This window comes from Lysinibacillus sp. NPDC086135, assembly GCF_044746345.1.
Lineage (GTDB): Bacteria > Bacillota > Bacilli > Bacillales_A > Planococcaceae > Lysinibacillus.
This window is the reverse complement of sequence record NZ_JBIVCA010000005.1, coordinates 131170-152365: the sequence shown is the minus strand read 5'-3', so window position 1 is coordinate 152365 and position 21196 is coordinate 131170. Positions and strand designations below refer to the sequence as shown.

16 protein-coding genes are annotated in these 21196 nt (G+C 39.0%); 10 read left to right on the top strand and 6 right to left on the bottom strand.

The genetic code is table 11. The features are described 5' to 3' along the window. Window positions 1-142: 142 nt before the first annotated feature. Window positions 143-778: a GntR family transcriptional regulator gene (locus ACIPKN_RS09405; RefSeq protein WP_142509756.1), complete on the bottom strand. Its 636-nt coding sequence runs from the start codon at window positions 776-778 to the stop codon at window positions 143-145. 259 nt (window positions 779-1037) lie between these two features. Here ACIPKN_RS09405 and ACIPKN_RS09400 point away from each other — a divergent pair, with 259 nt between their 5' ends. From ACIPKN_RS09400 to ACIPKN_RS09385, 4 genes are read left to right on the top strand one after another with little or no spacing between them, the layout of a single operon-like run. Continuing rightward, complete coding sequence (locus ACIPKN_RS09400; protein ID WP_400935410.1) at window positions 1038-1769, top strand: GTP cyclohydrolase II; 732 nt, start codon at window positions 1038-1040, stop codon at window positions 1767-1769. A gap of 14 nt (window positions 1770-1783) precedes the next feature. Beyond that, window positions 1784-2893 carry a bifunctional diaminohydroxyphosphoribosylaminopyrimidine deaminase/5-amino-6-(5-phosphoribosylamino)uracil reductase RibD gene (ribD, locus tag ACIPKN_RS09395; RefSeq protein WP_400935408.1) on the top strand — a complete coding sequence of 370 codons (1110 nt, stop codon included), beginning with the start codon at window positions 1784-1786 and terminating at the stop codon, window positions 2891-2893. Next, on the top strand, window positions 2890-3975 hold the full coding sequence (locus tag ACIPKN_RS09390) for an FAD-dependent monooxygenase (protein ID WP_400935406.1): 1086 nt from the start codon (window positions 2890-2892) through the stop codon (window positions 3973-3975). Before ribD ends, ACIPKN_RS09390 begins: the two co-directional genes overlap by 4 nt. Before the next feature lie 16 nt (window positions 3976-3991). Beyond that, window positions 3992-4555, top strand: a complete 564-nt coding sequence (locus ACIPKN_RS09385; RefSeq protein WP_400935404.1) for a 5' nucleotidase, NT5C type — start codon at window positions 3992-3994, stop codon at window positions 4553-4555. Between the two features lie 379 nt (window positions 4556-4934). Here ACIPKN_RS09385 and ACIPKN_RS09380 read toward each other — a convergent pair whose 3' ends face one another. The 5 genes from ACIPKN_RS09380 to ACIPKN_RS09360 all read right to left on the bottom strand — a co-directional run bounded on the left by ACIPKN_RS09380 (window position 4935) and on the right by ACIPKN_RS09360 (window position 10369). Next, window positions 4935-5702, bottom strand: coding sequence for an IclR family transcriptional regulator (locus ACIPKN_RS09380; RefSeq protein ID WP_400935402.1), 768 nt, complete (start codon window positions 5700-5702; stop codon window positions 4935-4937). A gap of 409 nt (window positions 5703-6111) precedes the next feature. Beyond that, on the bottom strand, window positions 6112-7254 hold the full coding sequence (locus ACIPKN_RS09375) for a CaiB/BaiF CoA transferase family protein (protein WP_400935400.1): 1143 nt from the start codon (window positions 7252-7254) through the stop codon (window positions 6112-6114). Window positions 7255-7274: 20 nt separating this feature from the next. Continuing rightward, window positions 7275-8081: an enoyl-CoA hydratase/isomerase family protein gene (locus tag ACIPKN_RS09370; protein WP_400935398.1), complete on the bottom strand. Its 807-nt coding sequence runs from the start codon at window positions 8079-8081 to the stop codon at window positions 7275-7277. Window positions 8082-8141: 60 nt separating this feature from the next. Continuing rightward, a complete protein-coding gene (locus ACIPKN_RS09365; RefSeq protein WP_400935396.1) occupies window positions 8142-9218 on the bottom strand; it encodes an acyl-CoA dehydrogenase family protein in 1077 nt (358 codons plus the stop codon). Beyond that, window positions 9215-10369, bottom strand: coding sequence for an acyl-CoA dehydrogenase family protein (locus tag ACIPKN_RS09360; RefSeq protein WP_400935394.1), 1155 nt, complete (start codon window positions 10367-10369; stop codon window positions 9215-9217). Before ACIPKN_RS09360 ends, ACIPKN_RS09365 begins: the two co-directional genes overlap by 4 nt. A 359-nt stretch (window positions 10370-10728) precedes the next feature. Here ACIPKN_RS09360 and rpoN point away from each other — a divergent pair, with 359 nt between their 5' ends. The 6 genes from rpoN (at window position 10729) to ACIPKN_RS09330 (ending at window position 21178) form a co-directional block, all read left to right on the top strand. Further along, window positions 10729-12066, top strand: coding sequence for an RNA polymerase factor sigma-54 (gene rpoN / locus ACIPKN_RS09355; RefSeq protein WP_400935392.1), 1338 nt, complete (start codon window positions 10729-10731; stop codon window positions 12064-12066). A gap of 406 nt (window positions 12067-12472) precedes the next feature. Then, window positions 12473-13888, top strand: coding sequence for an amino acid permease (locus tag ACIPKN_RS09350; RefSeq protein WP_400935390.1), 1416 nt, complete (start codon window positions 12473-12475; stop codon window positions 13886-13888). A 150-nt stretch (window positions 13889-14038) separates the two neighbouring features. Then, window positions 14039-15685 (top strand): sigma-54 interaction domain-containing protein, encoded by a 1647-nt coding sequence (locus ACIPKN_RS09345; RefSeq protein ID WP_400935388.1) that lies wholly within the window; start codon window positions 14039-14041, stop codon window positions 15683-15685. 458 nt (window positions 15686-16143) lie between these two features. Continuing rightward, window positions 16144-17472: an aminotransferase family protein gene (locus ACIPKN_RS09340; RefSeq protein ID WP_400935386.1), complete on the top strand. Its 1329-nt coding sequence runs from the start codon at window positions 16144-16146 to the stop codon at window positions 17470-17472. Between the two features lie 37 nt (window positions 17473-17509). After that, on the top strand, window positions 17510-18907 hold the full coding sequence (locus ACIPKN_RS09335) for an aldehyde dehydrogenase family protein (RefSeq protein WP_400935384.1): 1398 nt from the start codon (window positions 17510-17512) through the stop codon (window positions 18905-18907). A 246-nt stretch (window positions 18908-19153) separates the two neighbouring features. Beyond that, complete coding sequence (locus tag ACIPKN_RS09330) at window positions 19154-21178, top strand: hydantoinase/oxoprolinase family protein (RefSeq protein WP_400935382.1); 2025 nt, start codon at window positions 19154-19156, stop codon at window positions 21176-21178. The last annotated feature ends 18 nt before the right edge of the window (window positions 21179-21196 follow it).

Sequence of the window (21196 nt, the reverse complement as noted above, 5' to 3'; positions counted from 1 at the left end):
AAGATAAATACTATTTGAGGATAATGATACCCAAATATAAACAAGTAACAACTCAACCCTAACAAAAAGTTGTTACTTCTGTCAAATCGACAAAATAGAAAAAATCCGCTTAAACGCTGCTATATCAGCGTTTAAGCGGATTTTAATTTGGATATAAAAAGCTCTGAACTCGAGCGAAACTTTCATCATTCCCGATAAAGTAAATAATGTCTTCTTCTTCCAAGGACACATATGGACCAGGTGATAGTAATAATTCATTTTTACGACGAATTCCGACAATCGTGCTAGATGTATTTTGCCAAAAATTCAATTCCTGTACTGTTTGGTGGATACAAGGGCTTTCAGCTGTCATCTCTAATTGATAAGGAATAAACGGATTGACGGATCGGAAATGTTCAGTTCGACTAATCAGTTGTTTGGTCTTTTCCTGTAGATTTATTAATTCTTGGTGCTGCTTCTGAATGCTAGACATAAGCTCATGTTGTAGCTCATGGACTGATTGAACATCATGGAATTGGCGGACAAAATGTGCAGCCTTTTCATATGAGATGATTATAACTCCACTACCTTTGGTGGCCTCCACAATTTCCAAGTCTTGCAAAACAGCAATTGCTCTTCTTGCAGTTTCCGCAGAGACATTGTATTGACTAGCTAGGGATGATCTTGCGTAAATTTTATCGCCAATTCGATACTTTCTTTCCACGATTTTTGAGGCTAGGTCGACAGCTATTTGTTGATATTTTGGCTGTTTCACTTGCACATTTTTTTCTAATTGCATTCTAAACTTCCTTTCGTCATTACAGTTCCCTCAGCTTATTATAGACTAGCCTGCACAGAAAAAATAGCATCTCCATAAGCTAGTAGTATATGATAAAAACGTAATATAGCAGTTTTTGTTTCTTAATAGAGTAGGAGCTGGAGTTTGACAGTTGTTAGTTATTATTATAAACTAAGTTACGTTATGTAAGTTATATAAAAATACAAGTGCTCAGTTAGTTTGTTTTGCTAGCTGTTAACATTAGAAGGTTGGAGAAAATATGACAATTACTACTAAAGTTTTAGATATAGTGAAAGACAAAATGACGATCGTGAAGCAATCAGAAACTGAAAGTATTTGCCTAGTTGGTCCAGTGAAATTACCGGTAAAACAGGGTGAATTTTCAGCGACATTTCAATGGTATAACTGGTTAAAAGTAGGAGCCGATCAGTCAAAAGAGGAAATTATTGATGGGTTAGCATCTGCAAATTTAGCTTTTTTACAACAGTCATCAGTGCTTGTTTATGGAGATTTTACACATGCTGAGGATGCTTTAATTCGCATGCATAGCATTTGTCATACAGGTGATATTTTTGGAAGCGAACGCTGTGACTGTGGTTATCAATTGCATGAATCGATGAAAATGATTGTGGAGCATGGCTGTGGGGCCATTTTCTACTTAGCTGATCATGAAGGCCGCGGCATCGGATTGTTCTCGAAATCGCTTGCTTATTTATTACAAGAAGAGGGGTTAGATACGGTTGAAGCAAACCATGCTCTCGGCTTCCCAGATGATACTCGTTCTTACGAAGATGCCATTACTGTGTTAGGAGCACTTCGTTCAAAACCAGTTACACTCATTACCAATAATCCGAAGAAGCTTGCCGCATTACAGGCACATGGTTTGGCAGCAGAAGGACATGTCCCATTATGGGGAGGATTAACGGAGACAAATCGTTTTTATTTAGACACGAAAGTAGAGAAATCTGGACATTTGCGCGAAGAGAAGTGAGTGGAGGAACGAAGATGACAACAGATGAAAAATATATGCAGTTAGCACTTGATTTAGCCGCTAGTGCAAAAGGAAATACAAATCCTAATCCACTAGTAGGGGCTGTAATCGTCAAAGACGGTGTAATTGTTGGAACAGGTTTACACAGAAAAGCAGGGGAACCACATGCAGAGGTGCATGCATTTCATATGGCTGGAGAACATGCTAAAGGTGCGACACTTTATGTAACTCTTGAGCCATGTTCGCATTACGGAAAAACACCTCCTTGTGCAAATTTAGTGAAGGAATCAGCAGTTAGTCGAGTAGTAGTAGCCATGCAAGATCCAAATCCTGCTGTTGCTGGACGTGGTATACAGCTGTTACGAGATGCGGGTATTGAGGTAGAGGTGGGTATTTTAGAAGCTCAAGCTCGCCGTTTAAATGAACGTTTTATTCACAATATGCTAACAAAACGACCATTTATTATTTCAAAATATGCGATGACTTTAGATGGGAAAATAGCTGCTCATACAGGACATTCCAAGTGGGTAACTGGTGTAGCAGCGCGTGAGGATGTTCACCGTATTCGACATGAGGTGGATGGTATTTTAGTTGGTGTTGGTACTGTTTTAGCTGACAATCCATCCTTAACAACAAGATTAAAAGAAGCTTACGGAAAAAATCCAGTACGCATTATTATGGATAGCTCCCTTCGTACACCAGCTCATGCCAATGTTCTGAATGTAGAAGAAGCGAAAACAATTATTGTATGTAGTGAGAATGCCGGCCAAGAAAAAATAACAGCATTTGAGGAAAAAGGCGTGACTGTATTGCCAGTTCGACATGACTCTGAGGGCCTTGTTGTTGACGATATGCTTGAAAAACTATATCAATATGGCATTACGGATATTTTAGTAGAGGGTGGAAGTACGATCAACTCTTCCTTTTTACAGCAAGGTGCTATTAACAAATATGTGATTTATATAGCGCCAAAAATTCTCGGTGGTCGCTTATCATTAACACCGATTGCTGGTCCAAATCCATCTACTATGGATGAAGCATGGGATGTAGAGTTTGCTTCGTTTGAGCAGGTTGGGCAAGATTTACGTATTATTGCTTATCCAAAGATAGGTGAAGGAAAGTGAATTATCAAGCAGATGTTTGTATCGTAGGGGCTGGGCCAGGTGGAGCACTTCTTTCGCACTTACTAGCGAAAAAAGGTCTTTCCGTAATTCTACTGGAACAAAACGCAGCACTTGGGCAGGCATTTCGCGGTGAGCATTTAAATGAGGAGGGTGAGGCTGTTTTAAAAAGTCATCAGCTTTTTGAAGCAGTCGAAGCGCTCGGTTTATTACGTATGGGAAAACTTGAATATTACGCAGACGGTAGAGCAATAAAAACTATTTTCCCTGTTGAAGCTGTTGGACATTTAGGAATTCATGTACCGCAAGCAAATCTATTAAAGGGAATTTTACAAGAAACACAGCATTTTCCTCACTTTTCTTGTTTCTTGAATACGAAGGTAATGAAGCTCTTAGTTGATTCTTTGGGTAGATATACGGGTGTCGTTGCAACAAGAAATGGGGAAAAGATTGAAATTAGTAGTCAGTTAATTATCGGTGCTGACGGCCGTTACTCTACTATTCGAAAGCAAGCGCACATTGAGATTCAAAAGCATAAGCATGGCTTTGATTTATTGTGGGCAAAAATTCCTGCCCCTCAGGGATGGGAACCATCGATTAAAATGGCATTAATAGGTGGAAAACAGCTATCCTTATTTACGCAGGTAGGTGGGTTCGTTCAAATCGGCTGGAATATTGAACAAGGAAGTTTTCCTCAGCTCAGAAAAAAAGCATTTACACCATTTATCCAACGGCTTTTAGAACAATTCCCAGAACTATCTGATACTGTAAACGAACATATCAGATCTTGGCAAGATTTTGTCTTGCTTGATGTATTCAGTAGTCATTGTGACTGCTGGGGGACAGAGGGGCTTGTACTATTAGGGGATGCTGTTCACACGATGACACCAACTGGAGCATTCGGGCTCAATAGTGCACTCAAGGATGCAGATTGTCTTGCGTCATTATTAAATAAAGATACACTTGTTCATTTTAACGTACACGATTTTCAACAAATGCGCGAGCGAGCCATTGAAGAAGTATTAGCGATGCAAATTGAAAAAGAGCAAACATTCGCGACTAACTTTATCACCAAGGCTTCTTGAAGGGAAGAAGAACAACATGAAATTTGGCTTTGATATAGATGACACACTCATAGATTTACGAGCACATGCCTTTGCGCTCTATAATAAAAAACTTGATAAAAATGTTTCGCTAGAAGTATTTCAAGCTTTGCAAAGAGTTGAAATTCACGAACCTTTTGCATTAACAGATGCTGAAGGAGCAGCGATGTGGAATAGTTCATTAGAGGAAATTTATTTTACGGATTGTCCTTCTTTTGAGGGAGCACTAGAGACGCTTCAAGCTTTGGCACAGCAGGGACATGACATTTATTATATTACTTCACGTCCTAAGCAATATTGTGAGCAAACACAAGCATGGATGAAAGCACAAGGATTTCCAATTATAGAAGGTCATTTTTTCTGCGGAATGCAAGATACAGAGAAAGTAGCGATCATCAAAGAGCTAGCTTTAGATGTTTATGTAGATGATAAACCAGCTGTATTAGAAACACTGCAAGATGTGAAGACAAAAGTAATTTTAAAAAATCAATCCTATAACAAGCATGTTGAACTGCCACGCTTAAATTATTGGGATGATTTCTTGGAATTAGTAAATAATTAACTTATCACCATAACGTGTAGTTGATTTCCGTTCCGACTGGGCGCTTTGTTGCTGACGCTTCGCTTTCGCACAGAGCAAAGCTTCCTGGGGGCGTCCGATGAGCCGCTTCGCTTCGCTGCAGGGTCTCGGGCCAACACGATGTTGGTCACGAAGGCGTTATCACAGGATGTGATGCTTTTAGCCTTCGTTCCTCTATTACTGATCCCCAAGGAGTCGCCCAGTCTCCACTCCAATCAACTAATATTTACTTGAAAAAATAGTATCGCTGACTTTGGTGCTAAGTCGATTAAATGTTAAAAAGGAGAGTGCGTTAATAAACGCTGCTCTCCTTTTTGAGTCGCTCAAATGCATAATACTATCACTTTATTCTTTGTTTCGATTAATACAATTGCTTTTCGATTTCTAATGCAACGGTTTGAATAGTGTCAATTAATAAATTTTCATCGTAGTCACTGTAGCGTACCTCTGGTATGACCAGTGTTACTGAAGCGATGATTTGTTGAGATGCATTTAATATCGGTGCAGATATAGAACATGCGCCACGTACACGTTCGCTTTTACTAGTCGCAAACTGTTGTAAACGGATACGTTTTAATTCCTTTAACAGCTGCTCTCTTGAAAGTATTGTCTGATCAGTGATAGGTTCAAGACGTATATTCTCTACATATTCTTCAACATTCGGCATAAATGCGAGCAATATTTTAGATGATGCACCTGCATAAAGGGGAGAGGTGTCACCTACAAACATTTTCGTTGAAAGCGGATATGTTGAATCAAAGTTTAAAATACATCGTCTTTCCAATCCATCAATAATATTCATGGAAACACTTTCGCCGATTTCTTCGTTTAGCTTTTTTAAAATAGGTTCTGCGACAATAATAAGACTTGATTCTTCTTTTACTAAATTGCCTAAATACAGAAGTGAATGACCTAATTGATAGCGCTTTGTACGTTCATCTTTGTGAAGAAAGCCTTCGTACACAAAGGTAGAAACGAAGCGCTGTAAACTCGAAATGCTGATCCCTGTTTTTTTACTTAGCTCAGTTAGGGAAAGGCTTGGTTCATCTTTTGAGAAAGCTTTTAACACATTAATAGCTTTGTGCAGCGATGACATTGTATAGTTTTTTTCGAAAATCTCCTGATTCATTCCGTCACCTACGTAATAAAATTTTCTTCGACATCAGCCGGAGGATTTATCTTCAGATATACATGCAGCTATGCTTTTGCGCATAAAAACATTTATTAATGAAGATAAAACTGGCCCATCACCATAACGTGGGGTTGATTTCCGTTTCGACTGGGCGCTTTCCTGGGGGCGTCCGATGAGCCGCTTCACTCGCGTTGCTCGCTCCAGGGTCTCGGACCAACACGATGTTGGTCACGAAGGCGTTATCACAGGATGTGATGCTTTTAGCCTTCGTTCCTCTATCGCTAATCCCCAAGGAGTCGCCCAGTCTCCACTCCAATCAACCTATCCACATGACATACTTTTTAATAAAATGTCATTCCGAACTTTCAGTGATGAACCATAAAAGTACTTCTATTATAGCGCAATTTTATTTTTGTAGAGAGGACTTTTGCAATTGGTCTGTGTGTTCTCCAAGTATCGGTGGTGCTAATTTATATTGAATATCTAAATCAGAGAACTTTAACGGGCTTTTGATGAATCTGATTGTACCATATTGTTCGTGCTCTATTTCACCAATCATGTCCCGTGTCATAAATTGCGGTTGTTCTAGTGCCTCAGCAATTGTGTTCACACGTCCACCTGGAATTTTGTATTGCTGTAACAAGGTAATCCATTCATCCTGTGTTTTTGTCATGGTAATGTCAGTAATCATCCGAACAAGCTCCGCTTCATGTTGCTTGCGCATTGTATTCGTTAAAAAGCGCGGATCATTGACCCATTCCCCACGTTGCAACATCGTGCAAAACTTTTTAAATTGTCCATCTGTCCCAACGCAAATCATTAGGGGGCCATCCGCACAGTTAAATACTTGATAGGGCGCAACATTATTATGACGATTACCGAGACGTTCTGAAATAAAACCTGTATTTAAATAAGCACTCGCTACATTCGCTAAGCTACTCATCTGAACGTCTAATAAAGCTAAGTCAATAAATTGCCCTCTATTTGTTTGATCACGCATTCGTAAAGCGGCTAAAATACTAATGACGACATAGTTAGAGGTTAAAATATCTGCAATAGGAACACCAACTTTTGTCGCTTCTCCATCAGATGAGCCTGTGACATGCATTAAACCACTCATCGCTTGAATTACTGGATCGAAGCCTGGTTCGTGTGCAAGAGGACCAGTTTGACCGAATCCTGTAACTGCACAATAGATGATTCTAGGATTCACTTTGCTCAATTCCTCATAGCTGAGCCCCATTCGCTCCATGTCACCCGTTTTAAAATTTTCGAGGACGACATCAGCATCTTTGACAAGTTCTTTAAATTTTTCTCTGTCCTCCATTGTCTTTAAATCTAATGTGATCGATTTTTTATTGCGATTGGCACATAAATAATACGTACTTTGACCATTCACAAATGGCCCCCAATCACGCATGCTATCAGAACCATTTGGATGTTCTATACGAATTACTTCTGCCCCTAAATCTGCCAACAACATGGAGCCAGCAGGAGCAGCATAAACGCGAGATAAATCTAATACTCGAATATTTTCAAGAGGTTGCATTGTTCGTCCTCCTAAACACGTCATTTATAAATAGGCTTACGTTTTTCTACAACTGCGTTCACACCCTCTTTAAAATCATCTAGCTCTGTAACAATAGCCATTTGTGATGAAATGTAATCAAGGGCACTACGTAAATCCATCCGTTGACTTTGATATACAGCACGCTTTATGAATTGCAATGTCGTAGTTGGACGACTAGCTAATTCCTTTGCATAATTCAATGTGTATTCGTCAAGCTCATGGTCTTCTACAACAAATGTCACAACACCTTTGTCTTTTGCTTCATCGGCAGTTAATACACGAGCTGTCCAGAACATGTCCAAGGCTTGATCGATGCCGATTAATTTTGGTAAGTAATAAGCGCCACCGTCGCCTGGCACGATCGCAACGTTAATGTAGCTTTCTGAAATCTTTGTAGATTTTGCGGCAATCCGTATATCGCACATTAAGGCCATATCAAGTCCTGCCCCCATTGCAAATCCATGTACCTGTGCAATAACGGGCTTATCAATTTCTTCAAGGAGAAGGGGAATACGCTGAATCTTTTTCCACAGAGAATTTTTTCGTGCTAAGCCTGTAGAAGAGATATCGTCCTCGCTTTGGAAAAATCCTTCCCCAGCTTGCATCGCCTTAATATCCCCACCAGCGCAGAATGATTTTCCATTACCCTTTACGATGACAACACGAATATCCTCTGAATCACGAACAGTTTCAAGGGCTTCAATCCATTTAGCAATCATCTCTTCACTAAAAGCATTGTACGCCTCAGGTCTATTTAATGTAATCGTAGCAACATGGTCTTGCACTTCAAAAAGTAAATCAGTCATTGATAACACTCCTTATCATGTCATTAGTGGTTTGTCACAAATTAATGTTGGTCATTGGCCTTATCCTTCTACTTTGAGAAGTGGAGAGTTTGCGCTACTTGAAGTTAAATATCCCCATAGACTATCTCCGCTATTTTTTAGTAGCTGTGTTGCTACTAAATTAGTCCAATAAGAGGTGCTAGCCCCTTCATCGCGCCATGACCAAAGTCTGCGTGTAAATTGATGCAAACTATGCTCGTGTGTCGTACCAATTGCAGCGTGTACTTGATGCGCAATTGTTGTCACTGCTTGAATAATTTCTTCGAAACGAATGCAGGCGTAAGCAACCTCACTATTTTGATTGTTTTTTAGAAGTGCTTCCGTTACATTATTAAATGCAGCTAGAGCAATCGCTGTTTCACCTGCTAAATGTACAATATGCTGCTGAACGAGCTGAAAGCGATGAATCGGTCGACCGAATTGCTCACGTTCTTTCGTATATTGAACAGTTAAATCATTTATTTTATCGACGGCACCAGTCATCAGTGCTAATTGAAAAGCAGCTTTGAGTGTTGTAATAGCGTGTATCTTGTTAGGAGATAACACAGCAGATACTTGTGAAACTTTAGCATGATGGAATATCACGGTATCACGCGGTTCGCCTGCTAAATTTGATCCTACCTTAATTTCAGCTTGGCTTAAATCGATTTCTACAAGATGAGTACCCTCCGTGCTATAGGCAAGTGTCACTAGATGTTTTGTATGACGTGCCCAAGGGATGTGGATCGCCTCTCCCGTTAATTTGCCATTCTCTAACGTAAAGGCTTGGTTAGGGTAAAGCATATACGTGGCCAAGTCTTCAATTACTTGTAAACTAGTAAACTCTAATAAATAATTTGCAAATGTTGTTTCTGCAAATGGGATTGGTGTAGCGTATTTTCCAGTTAAACGAACAATATTTAATAAATCCTCTATGTCGCCACCTGCACCGCCATTTTCTTCTGTAAAGGCTACAGCTGTCATACCGTTTTCTTTAAACAAATCCCATAGTTCTGGTGCCCAATGACCTTGTTCCACTGTATCGACTAACTCTTTATCGACTTTTTCTTTTAACATGCGTTCTACAACATCAAGAATCATATCTTTCATTTCACTCATTGTGCTACAACCCCTTTCGCTACAACGCCATACAGTACCTCTGAAGTTCCTCCTCGGATAGTGAAACCTGGTGCATGTAAAATGGATTCAGCCATAAAGCGATCAATTTTACGATGAGCGTCAAGAGTAGGATAAGTCTGTACGATTAAGCGTGTAATTTCAGGAATACTTTGCTCAAATTTCGTACCGAGTGCTTTCACAAGTGCTGCAGGAATAGATACGTCTTCACCATTACCAGATTCTAAAAGCTGGGCTACGCCAATTGACAAATTACGTAGGCCCCAAAGACGAGCTATTATTTTAGACGCTTGCTGTAACCCTTCTAAATTTTTTTGGCGCTTTAACTCTTGAATAAGTTCATCGATTAATGGGAAAGTGCTTAAAATTCGCTCTGGACCACTGCGCTCAAAGGCAAGCTCTGCTAATCCTTGAGCCCAGCCATTACCGATCTCCCCTACAACCATATTGTCAGGTACAAAAACATTGTCAAAGAATACTTCGTTATAATGATGCTCTCCGGTTAAAAATTTAATTGGAACAACCGTTACTCCTTCCGCATGTAAATCAACAATCAATTGACTGAGTCCTGCATGTTTGCTTTTTCCATCAAAAGGACTAGTCCGTACTAAAGTCACCATATAGTGGCAAAGGTGTGCATTACTCGTCCATATTTTTTGACCGTTGACAATCCATCCACCCTCTACTTTTTCAGCACGTGTGCTAACCGAAGCGAGGTCGGATCCACTATTTGGTTCACTTAAACCTATGCCGAAGTAGCATTCGCCTTTCACAATTTTCGGTAAGAAATATTCTCGCTGCTCTTCTGTTCCATACCGTAAAAGAAGTGGGCCTGTTTGGCGATCAGCAAACCAATGTGCAGCAACCGGAGCACCAACAGCTAAAAATTCTTCCGTTAAAATGTATCGATCAATAGTACTCCTCTCTTGACCACCATATTTTTTAGGCCAAGTTAAGCCAATCCAACCTTTTTGACCAATTAATTTAGAGAATTCAGGATCATCTCCACTAAGCCAAGAGTCACATTTAGGCGTGAAAGTTCCTTTTGCTATTTCATCCTGTAGAAACGTTCGAACATCTAAGCGGAAGTGCTCCTGCTCTTGTGTAAATTGCACAGTTGGTACATGAAACATTTGATCACTCCTTATTTTTTACCGTAATGTGGTAACTGTTATTATATATGTGTATTTTATGATGGCTTATAACTGCAGTCAATTACTTTTTTGGAATTATTAGAAAATTTTAATACATAGAGTAGGGAGGCTCGTGGTTTATCACCAAAACGTGGGGGTGATTTTCGTTCCGCCTGTGCGCTTTGTTGCTGCCGCTCCGCTTTCGCACAGAGCAAAGCTTCCTGAGGGCGTCCGATGAGTTACTTCGGCAAAAAGGATGTCAGCTACGCTATAATTCAAAAAAACATTTGATTAAAAAATGGAAAAAGAGAGAATAAACGTGTTACTATGTAGAAAATTACGCGATGGAGGTATGGGGTATGCAAATAGCTATCAAAACTTCCCAAAAAATAATGCAAGTGTTATCACCACAGCTAGTACAGCATTTAGAAATACTACAATATTCAACAAATGAATTAGAACAGTATATTTATGATAAGGCTAACGAAAATCCACTGTTAGTTGTCACTGATGCGACGGTGAAAATGCAATATGAGGAAATTATGCAATTAGCAAGTTATTCTGATAAGAGTTATTCTGCGCAATATCATGCACCGCAACATCATTCATTTAATCCCATTGAGATGAAGTTTGCAGCAAAAGAGAGCTATGAGCAGTTTTTATTGGAACAAGTACCAATGCATAAAAATCTATCTACTGTAGATTTAAAAATCATAACGTTTTTAATTCAATCCTTAGATGAACGTCTATTTTTAGATGTTGATGTAGAAATCGTCGCAAATAAGTGTAATGCAAATGTTTTGCATGTAGAGGCGCTATTGGACTTACTTCAAACTTTCGAGCCAGTAGGAGTAGGGGCACGTAATTATAAGGAGTATTTACTCATTCAGGTAGACAGTGATGCGCTAGCACCGAAATTAGCCTCTCGATTGATCGAAGAGGATTTAGAGTTAGTGGCCGCACAAGCTATTAAACAATTAAGTAAAAAGTATAAGACGTCTCTTCATGACGTGAAGAAAACTGTCAACTATATAAAAAATTTAAAACCAGTGATGACAGGAGATAAATTTGAAGCGATTCCATATGTCATTCCAGAAATCGAAGTAGAAAAATTAGGAGAGGAATGGATGATTAAATTAAATCGCGGATATTTACCGAGCGTCACTATCGATAAATATTATGTTGAAATGCTAAAGAATGATCCGAACTGTAAAACCTATTTTAAAGACACAATGAAAGATGCACTTTTATTATTACAAGGGATCGAACAACGTGATAAAACACTGTACGAATTAGCTAGATTGCTAGTGGAATTGCAAGAAGATTTTTTTCATAAAGGCATTGAGGCATTAAAGCCTATGCGGTTAAAAGATGTAGCTGACATTTTAAGTCTACATGTATCAACGATTAGTCGGGCAGTACGTGGAAAATATATAAAGACCGCCCATGGCGTATATGCTTTACAATCGTTATTTACAAAAGGAGTAATGAATATTTCTGGAAAGATGGATTCTATTATGTATATTAAAAAGCGGCTCAAGCAGTTGATTGAGACAGAGGATAAACAAAAGCCATTAACTGATCAACAGCTTACAAATACTTTAAGTGCTGAAGGTATCCAAATATCCAGACGGACAGTAGCGAAGTACAGGGAAGAGATGAATATTATGAGTTCATTTAATCGTGTATATGGATAGATGATGTAAATGAACTGTTAATGATGTATTTTTGCATCAAATTTTTAAAATCGCATATGAAAACACTTGGCGCTGAAAAAGAAGTTAAAACGTATATTATATATGGGTTGAATGGAGTGAAGGCTGGGCGACTACTTGGGGCTCATCTTACTCCCACAGGAAGCTTTGCTCTGTGCGAAAGCGAAGCGATAGCAAAAAGCGCCCAGCCGGAACGGTAATCAACCTCACGCTATACTAAAATCGCTGAGTTAGAAAAATATTAGCAATAATAGATGTACAGGTTGATAATTTTTTGAAATTTTTAATAATTGAGTAGGTTTGGCATCAGAATTGCTCATTAAACGATAGACATTGAAGTAGAGGAAAGGGGCTAGTAAATGTCTACATAACACAAAGGGGTGGTTTAATGGGGGCTTTGCAAAAATCATTGAAAACACGGCATATTACAATGATCTCCATTGGAGGGGTTATTGGTACAGGGCTCTTCGTAGGGACAGGAAAAAATATTTTAAGTACCGGTCCTGCGGCGGTGATTTCATATGCGATTGCATGCATGCTTATAGTTCTGATCATGCAAATGGTTGGGGAAATGGCATCAGGAGAAATAGTATTAGGAAAGAAATCAGGAGGTTCGGCAGAACTAGGCTCATTTGCTTCCTATGCAGGGAAGTATATTGGTCCATGGGCAGGGTTTACAGTAGGATGGCTTTATTGGGCAAGCTGGGTATTTATTGTGGGGTTAGAAGCGGCACTCATAGGGGGAATGCTCCATAATTGGTTCCCGATGATACCAACATGGCTCGGAAGCGTAGGCATAACATTATTGATGACAATTGTTAATATTTATTCAGTAAAATCATTTGGTGAATTTGAATATTGGCTGTCCTTCGTTAAAGTTACGGCAATTATTGTATTTTTAGTTGTTGGTATAGCTATGATTTTAGGAATTTGGCCAAATTATGAACCGAAGGGGTTAGGAATATTAACGGAATTCGGTGGATTTGCTCCGAATGGTATTGTCCCGATTTTTACGGCCATTGTCTTTGTTATATTTTCAATTTGTGGTGCTGAGGTTGCAGCCATTGCGGCAGCAGAGTCTGAAAATCCAGCGAGAAATATTGTCCGCGCCATTCGCAACGTTGTCTTTCGATTAGGGTTATTTTTTGTAGGCTCAGTAGCTATTATGGTTTTAATCATCCCTTGGAATGATTCGAAAATATTGGCAGCGCCTTATGCAAATATATTAACGATGGCAGGGCTTCCAATTGCTGCTCAACTTATTCAAATCGTCATTTTTATTTCACTAATCTCTGTGTTAAATTCAGCCCTTTATACAAGCTCACGTATGCTACTTGAAATGTCGCGTCAAGGGGATGCACCAAAAATATTCTCGCAAATTAAAAATCGTCGAGGTGTGCCTGTACCAGCTGTTATTGGTAGTACAGTAGTAGCCTATATTTGTGCGATGCTATACTTCATTTCACCTGAAGTTATTTTCTACTTTTTAGGTAATTGCGTTGGAGGATTAATGATTGCAGTTTATATTTTTATTGCTATTTCACAAATTCGTTTCCGACGTTATTACGATAAAGTTTCAGATGAGCCATTATCGATTAGAATGTGGTTATTTCCATATTTATCGTATGTGACAATTGGTATTTTAACAGTCGTCTATTTATGCCAAGCGCTCATCGAATCTTTACGTTCACAATTCTATTTGAGTACATTTGTATTAATTGGCTCAGTTGTGTTGTTCGTGATTATGCGAAAGCTGTCGACAAGGCCAGCAGAGCAAATAGAGGAAAAGCTAGCATCAGAGTAGAATACTATAAAAATACAAAAAATTCGCAATATTTCTGCGAGATATCAAGCCAAAGGAAACTTTAATACCTTTTAGGCTTCCAGATGCCCCGTAGAAAGAGCGAATTTTTTTGTATGAAAAAGCCTTTAAAGTTCAGAGGGAGTGATCTAGATGTCGATAACTCAACTACATAAAGAGGAGCATTTTTTTATTGTAAAAAATGATGAGGTAATGATTAAAAGTGATATCCAAATAGAGCTTCTTGAAAAAATAATAAAAAAATATAGTAAAGGAATAGAAACCTTTGATGTAGAAGACTATTTTATTCATGTAATAGAGACTTCGCAAGGTAGCTTATTCCATGTCAAACCATTCATGCAGTATAGCTATATAGACTTTATGAACCCATTGTCCATTAAAGTATTAAACTCCATATCCGATGGCGTTACAGTCTGTGATAGCGATGGCAAAATTATATTTCAAAATGATATAGATATTGAAATTGTAGGCATTGATTTAATGGGGAAATATGCAAAAGACGTCATCGCTGAAGGAATAATGAGTGATTCCATTTCGATGAAAGTAATTGAATCAAAAGAAAAAGTAACTATTTTGCAGACGTTCATTAATGGCAAATGCTTTTTAGTTTCTGGAAAACCGATATTTGATGAATACGGCGAATTACAATATGTAGTTGCTATTACTCGTGATATGACACAATTAAAGCTGTTGGAGAAAGAAGTAAAAAAATTAGAAGTTCAAAACGAGAATTTTAAAAATAAACTACATGCCTTACATAATAAAGAAAACACAAAAAGTAGTTTAATCGCTGTATCTTCAGCAATGATGCAGGTTGTAGAGCGTGTTATGAGAGTTGCAGAGGTAGATTCTACTGTATTAATTGGTGGTGAATCGGGCGTAGGCAAAGAAGAGATAACAAAGCTTATTCACGCAAATAGCCGCCGTCATGATAAGCAAATTTTAACGATTAACTGTAGTGCAATCCCAGAGAATTTATTAGAATCTGAACTTTTCGGCTATGAAGCTGGAGCCTTTACGGGAGCGTCAAGAGGTGGTAAGGCAGGGTTATTTGAGATTGCGTCAGGTGGCACAGTGTTTTTAGATGAGATTGGAGAGATGCCCTTGCTACTACAGGCGAAATTATTACGTGTGCTCCAAGAATCAGAGGTACAGCGTCTAGGTAGCGGAAAGCCTATTCCTATTGATGTACGTATTATCGCTGCGACAAATCGAAATCTAGCGGAGATGGTGAGGCAAGGTAATTTTCGTGAGGATTTATATTATCGTTTAAATATTATACCTATTGAAATTCCTCCTTTAAGACAACGTCGTCAAGATATCATCCCATTAGTCAACCATTTTTTGGCAATTATTGAAGAAAAATATGGGATCCATCGGACAATTGAGTCATCGGCAATGAAAATATTAGAATCTTATGATTGGCCAGGCAATGTACGTCAACTTAAAAACATGGTGGAGCGTATTTGCTTACTAGCAACGCAGCCAGAAATAACAGCATTTATTGTGCAACAAGAACTAGATAGTAACCCAACTATTACACGTGTTCTAGAAAACCCAGTAGAAATACAAAGCATTCAGGAACAGGTTGTAACTCCGAAGTTTAGTGGTGCTTTAAAGGAGCAAGTAGCTGCGTTTGAAAAGCAGATTATTAAAGAAGCTCTATCTAAATATCCAAGTATTAGGCAAGCTGCTAAATCACTTGGATGTGATCAGTCAACATTAGTACGTAAAATACAAAAGTTCCAATTAACGAAACAAATTTCATATGAGGATTAACGATGTATTTTTGCATCAAAACTTCATCTATGCACAGTAGCTAGTAATATTGCAATGCTTACTAATTCATACAAGGAAAATGATGTAATGCATCATTATGTTAATAGATTGAGGGACATTTTCGAAAAATGAAAGTGTTCCTTTTTCATTTTGTTGCAGTTGTTGTGAAGTAACTAATAGAAAAAAACGCTGCTTTCTCATAACGTGGGGTTGATTTCCGTTCCGATTGGGCGCTTTCCTGGGGCGTCCGATGAGCCGCTTCACTCGCGTTCCTCTATTGCTGATCCCCAAGGAGTCACCCAATCTCCACCCCAATCAACTTATATAAAAATCAATTCCTTTTCTTTTAGAAATGAGTCAAAAAAATTACAACGCCTTAAGGAATTGTTTCATCAGTTGGCATGAGAATTGCTATTAAAATTGTGTATGAAATTTTAAACGAAAAGAGGTTGGCATTTATGACAATTCAACTAAAAGAAGAGTTAAAAAAGTTAGATCAAAAACATTTTCTACACCCAACAACGTCGATTGAGCAACAACAAACACAAGGGCCAGCAGCCATTTTTACAGAGGGCAATGGCATTTATTTAAAAGATATAGAAGGAAATGTCTTCATTGATGGGATGTCTTCTTTATGGAATGTAAATATTGGGCATGGTCGTAAAGAAATTGCCGAAGTGGCGAAGGAGCAAATATCTACATTAGCATTTAGTTCCTGCTTCGCTTCTTTTAGCAATGAACCGGCTATTCGTTTAGCGACGAAAATTGCTTCTTTAACTCCTGGAGACTTAAATACTGTATTTTTCACTTCTGGGGGCTCAGAGTCGAACGATACAGCGATTAAGTTAGCACGTCATTACTGGTTACTAAAAGGACAGCCAGAGCGCCAAAAAATTATTTCACGTACCCATTCATACCATGGTGTCGCAATGGGTGCTACAAATGCGACAGGCTTACAGGCATTTCGTGACTTTACGAATTCGCACGCACCTGATTTCCATTATGTATATAGCGAATCCGTACGTATTTTAAGTGAAACGATTGAAGCGTTAGGCCCTGAGACTGTGGCGGCGTTTATTTCTGAACCTGTACAAGGTGCAGGTGGGGTTAATATTCCACAAAAAGATTACTTTAAAGAAGTGCGAAAAATTTGTGATGAGTACGGTATTTTATTCATTGCAGATGAAGTCATTACCGGGTTTGGTCGTACAGGGAAATTTTTCGGTATGGAACATTACGGGGTAGTGCCAGATATGATGTCATTCGCTAAAGGAGTATCGAGTGGTTATGTTCAGCTTGGTGGTGTGGCGATATCCGAAAAGCTGCATCAAGATCTTTGCGAACTTTCTAAAGGGACATTAATGCACGGATACACTTACAGCGGCCATGCACTCGCTTGTCAAGTTGGGTTGAAAAATATAGAGATTCTTGAGCGCGAAAATCTCGTTGAAAATGCTGCAAAGATGGGCGATGCCATGTTAGAAGGATTCCGAGCACTGCAAGAAAAATATAGCTTTATCGGACGCGTGCGAACGCTTGGATTACTTGGAGCCATTGAATTAGTGAAGAGCCGTGAGACGGGTGAATTGTTTGAGTCTCCTCTTAGTCCCATTTTTGTACAAGAAACGATGAAACGAGGATTGATTCTACGAACAGTTACGTATGAGCAAGATACAGTTGTCTTTTCTCCACCTCTCATTCTATCAAAAGTAGAGCTAGATGAAATGTTACGTATTTTAGACGAGACATTTGAGCATATACGTAAAACAATTGTTGAAAAAGATTAATGTCAACGAAGCGATCATTATTTTAAGGAGGAGTTTTATGACAACTATCGTTAGAGAAATACGAAAACAGTTTAATCCGGCGAAACCATCTCAATGTATAGGCCAAGTTGAGCTTTTGACAATAGATGAGACGAAAGACGTTATCATTGCAGCTCAGGAAGCATTTGAAGGGTGGAAAAATACGTCTTCTGTTGCGCGTGGAGAAATTTTACGCGTGACAGCAGACTTACTTGAGAAAAATATTGATAGAGTAGCTGAAATAGCTTCGAGTGAAATGGGTAAAACGAAACATGAAATGCTTGGTGAAGTTAAACGTGGCGCTTCCATTTTACGTTATTTTGCACAAGAAGGGATGCGGGCAACAGGGGAAGTGTTACCTTCTGCCAATGAAGCGAAATTATTGTACACAATGCGAGTACCACTTGGTGTCGTTGCTGCCATAACTCCTTGGAATTTCCCTGTCGCTATTCCTCTATGGAAAATTGCACCAGCATTAGTGTACGGCAATACGGTTGTTTGGAAGCCTTCTACTGAAAGCGCTTTAACTGGTGAATTAATAGGAGAATTATTTCAACAAGCAGGTTTGCCAAAAAACGTGTTAAATGTCGTGCAAGGCCGTGGTTCAAAGGTTGGGCAGGTATTATTGGATGCACCTGAAGTAAAAGCGATTACATTTACAGGTTCAAATAGTGTGGGGCAAAGTATTTTAGATACTGCTGGATCGACTAATAAAAAAATTCAGCTTGAACTTGGAGGGAAAAATGCAGCGATTATTTTAGCTGATGCCAATATCAAGCAAGCTGCAAAATTAACGATTGAAGGTGCGATGAAACAGACTGGACAGCGTTGTACAGCAACTAGTCGAGTTTACATCGAGGAAGCGGTTTATGAAAAGGTAGTAGAGCAGTTAATTGAAGAAGCTAAAAAAATAGAAGTTGGTGTCACGATGGGGCCTGTGTCATCTAAAGGACAATATGATTCTATATTATCCGCCATCGAGAAAGCAAAAGCTGAGGGAGCAGAGCTAGTATTTGGCGGGGGTCCTACAAAAAGTATATTAGAAGGATACTATATTGACCCAACAATTTTTACGAATGTATCACATGAAATGTCGATTGCCCATGAAGAGATTTTCGGACCAGTTTTAGCCGTTATCAAAGTAAAAGATTATGAAGAAGCGATTCGATTATCGAATGATTCTAATTTTGGATTGAGTGCTTCTATTTATACAAATAACATTCCGAAAGCATTTGATTTTATTAACCGTAGTGAGGTTGGACTTGTACAGGTTAACGATGAAACGGGTGGAGCTGAGCCACAAGCGCCGTTTGGAGGAATGAAAAACTCAAGTACCGGTGCCCGTGAGCAAGGGCAGGCAGCCAAAGAGTTCTTTACAACGTATAAAACAATTACGATTGGCACAAAAAGTGAGTAAAAGGTTTATGTTGAAAAAAATTTTAGGATAGCAAACAAAAAAATATATGTCACATATGCCTCGGTGTAATGGCCCAGATTTTTCTTGAATTGAACGCGATATCATTAAAAAAATCTGGGGCATATTCTTGAGGCATTAACTTTATCCTCAAAAATATGTTTTGGTGAAAGCAAAGTAACACGATGTGAACAACCGCAAAATGCGTGTTAGCCTTTTTAAAATTTATAAATGAAAGAAGGTAGAGCAATGGCACAAAGTCGTTTAGCAATTGATGTCGGTGGAACGTTTACGGATGTATTTGTTTTTAATGAAGAGACGGGAGAAGTATTTGTCACAAAAACGTCGTCAACACCTTCAAACCCGGAACAAGGAATTCTTAATGGAGTAGCAAAAGCGGAACTAAATGGGAAGGATATTAAAATTTTTTCTCATGGTACAACAGTTGGAACGAATGCATTAATTGAACGCAAGCTACCAAAAACAGCACTTATTACGACAATGGGCTTTAGAGATGTCATCGAAATCCGCAGAGGGACGAAAGAAGATATTTGGGATACGTACAAAGATACTGCGAAGCCTTATATTCAACGGCGTGATCGATTTGAAGTGACAGAGCGAGTAGATTATGAAGGAAATATTCTTCAAGCCATTGATGAAGAGGAAGTTCGTTTATTAGCAAAAAAATTACAACGCAGAGGAACAGAATCCATTGCTGTCTGTTTCATCAATGCCTATGTGAACGGGGAAAATGAGGCGAAAGTCAAAGGAATTTTAAAAGAGGAATTACCGGATGTCTATGTTTGTATTTCCAGCGAGGTGCTTCCGGAAATTTTTGAGCATGAGCGTATGAGTACAACGATTATCAATGCCGTTCTTGGACCTATTATGAGTAATTACATTAGTAAGTTAAGCACTGAAATGCAGAAAAAGGGCTATGACGATGAAATATTAGTTTTACATTCTGGTGGTGGTGTTATGACTTCAAGTACAGTGCCCCGCTATGCTGCTAGATTAGCAAGTTCTGGGATAGCTGCTGGGGCAATTGCCAGTAAGCATATCGCGAAGTTATGCGGATTTGACAATGCAATCGGCTTAGATATGGGTGGTACAAGTACCGATATTTCACTGATGCATAAGGGAGATATACGAATTACAAAGGATTGGTCGATTGAATATGGCTATCCAATTGGTTTCCCGAGCATTGAAATATTAACAATAGGAGCTGGTGGGGGGAGCCTCGCCTGGAAAGATGAAGGCGGTTCTTTACGAAATGGACCACAAAGTGCAGGGGCAGTACCAGGTCCAGCTTGCTATGGCCGAGGAGGCATTGAGCCTACTAACTCAGATGCAAATTTAGTGTTAGGACGTCTTGGTGTGGATTTGTTAGATGGAACGATGCAGTTAAATAAAGAGGCAGCTAGAGAAGCTGTGGAAAAGATTGCAAATTCATTCGATCGAACGGTTGAAGAAGCGGCAAGTGCCATTATAGAAGTTGCAAATGCCAATATGAGTGATGCAGTTCGATTAATATCAGTACGGAGAGGCTATGATCCCCGTGATTTCGCGCTTGTAGCTTTTGGTGGTGCAGGTCCATTACACGGTGCCTATTTGGCAAAAGATTTAAACATTCCAAAAGTCATTATTCCTACGCATCCAGGTGTAGCAGCGGCAATGGGGTGCCTACTTGTAGATGTACGCCATGATATTTCTAAAACATATGTCAAAAAACTAGATGAAGTAAGTGTAGAGGAACTGACAAATCAATTTAATGCATTGCGAGAAGAAGCAAGAGAATTATTAGAAGAGGAAGGAATAGCAGAAAACACAACGTCATTAACGAATTATATAGATCTTCGTTATAAAGGACAATGGAGATCTCTAGCTGTTCTCGTATCCGATCAAATCACTTCCCTAGATGCTATTTTGGAAGCGTTCCATCAAGAACATGAACGAGAATTTGCATTTTCTGATAAGGATCAAGCTGTAGAAATATTTGGCTTACGTGTAACGGCTATAGGAACAGTACCAAAACCTAATTTTCCTCAATATGTTCCTGAAGGCTCATTGGAAGCTGCTTTTAAAGAAACACGTCCTGTTTATTTTGAGGGTAAATATATTGAAACAAACGTATATAATCGCGACAAAATACCTGTTTATACACAATTTGCTGGTCCAGCCATTATCGATCAGCTAGATACGACGACTGTAATTCCACCAGGGTTTACTGCGGAAGTAGATGCCTATAAAAATATTATTATTACGGTGAACTAATACGCGATAAGGAGGAAT

Bases quoted from the DNA above. Each gene is read 5' to 3' on its own strand.
- ACIPKN_RS09330 (WP_400935382.1), top strand. From the start codon at position 19,154: ATGGCACAAAGTCGTTTAGCAATTGATGTCGGTGGAACGTTTACGGAT.
- ACIPKN_RS09375 (WP_400935400.1), bottom strand. From the start codon at position 7,254: ATGCAACCTCTTGAAAATATTCGAGTATTAGATTTATCTCGCGTTTAT.
- ACIPKN_RS09400 (WP_400935410.1), top strand. From the start codon at position 1,038: ATGACAATTACTACTAAAGTTTTAGATATAGTGAAAGACAAAATGACG.
- ribD (WP_400935408.1), top strand. From the start codon at position 1,784: ATGACAACAGATGAAAAATATATGCAGTTAGCACTTGATTTAGCCGCT.
- ACIPKN_RS09385 (WP_400935404.1), top strand. From the start codon at position 3,992: ATGAAATTTGGCTTTGATATAGATGACACACTCATAGATTTACGAGCA.
- ACIPKN_RS09365 (WP_400935396.1), bottom strand. From the start codon at position 9,218: ATGAGTGAAATGAAAGATATGATTCTTGATGTTGTAGAACGCATGTTA.
- ACIPKN_RS09370 (WP_400935398.1), bottom strand. From the start codon at position 8,081: ATGACTGATTTACTTTTTGAAGTGCAAGACCATGTTGCTACGATTACA.
- ACIPKN_RS09405 (WP_142509756.1), bottom strand. From the start codon at position 778: ATGCAATTAGAAAAAAATGTGCAAGTGAAACAGCCAAAATATCAACAA.
- ACIPKN_RS09350 (WP_400935390.1), top strand. From the start codon at position 12,473: ATGGGGGCTTTGCAAAAATCATTGAAAACACGGCATATTACAATGATC.
- rpoN (WP_400935392.1), top strand. From the start codon at position 10,729: ATGCAAATAGCTATCAAAACTTCCCAAAAAATAATGCAAGTGTTATCA.
- ACIPKN_RS09340 (WP_400935386.1), top strand. From the start codon at position 16,144: ATGACAATTCAACTAAAAGAAGAGTTAAAAAAGTTAGATCAAAAACAT.
- ACIPKN_RS09380 (WP_400935402.1), bottom strand. From the start codon at position 5,702: ATGAATCAGGAGATTTTCGAAAAAAACTATACAATGTCATCGCTGCAC.
- ACIPKN_RS09345 (WP_400935388.1), top strand. From the start codon at position 14,039: ATGTCGATAACTCAACTACATAAAGAGGAGCATTTTTTTATTGTAAAA.
- ACIPKN_RS09335 (WP_400935384.1), top strand. From the start codon at position 17,510: ATGACAACTATCGTTAGAGAAATACGAAAACAGTTTAATCCGGCGAAA.
- ACIPKN_RS09360 (WP_400935394.1), bottom strand. From the start codon at position 10,369: ATGTTTCATGTACCAACTGTGCAATTTACACAAGAGCAGGAGCACTTC.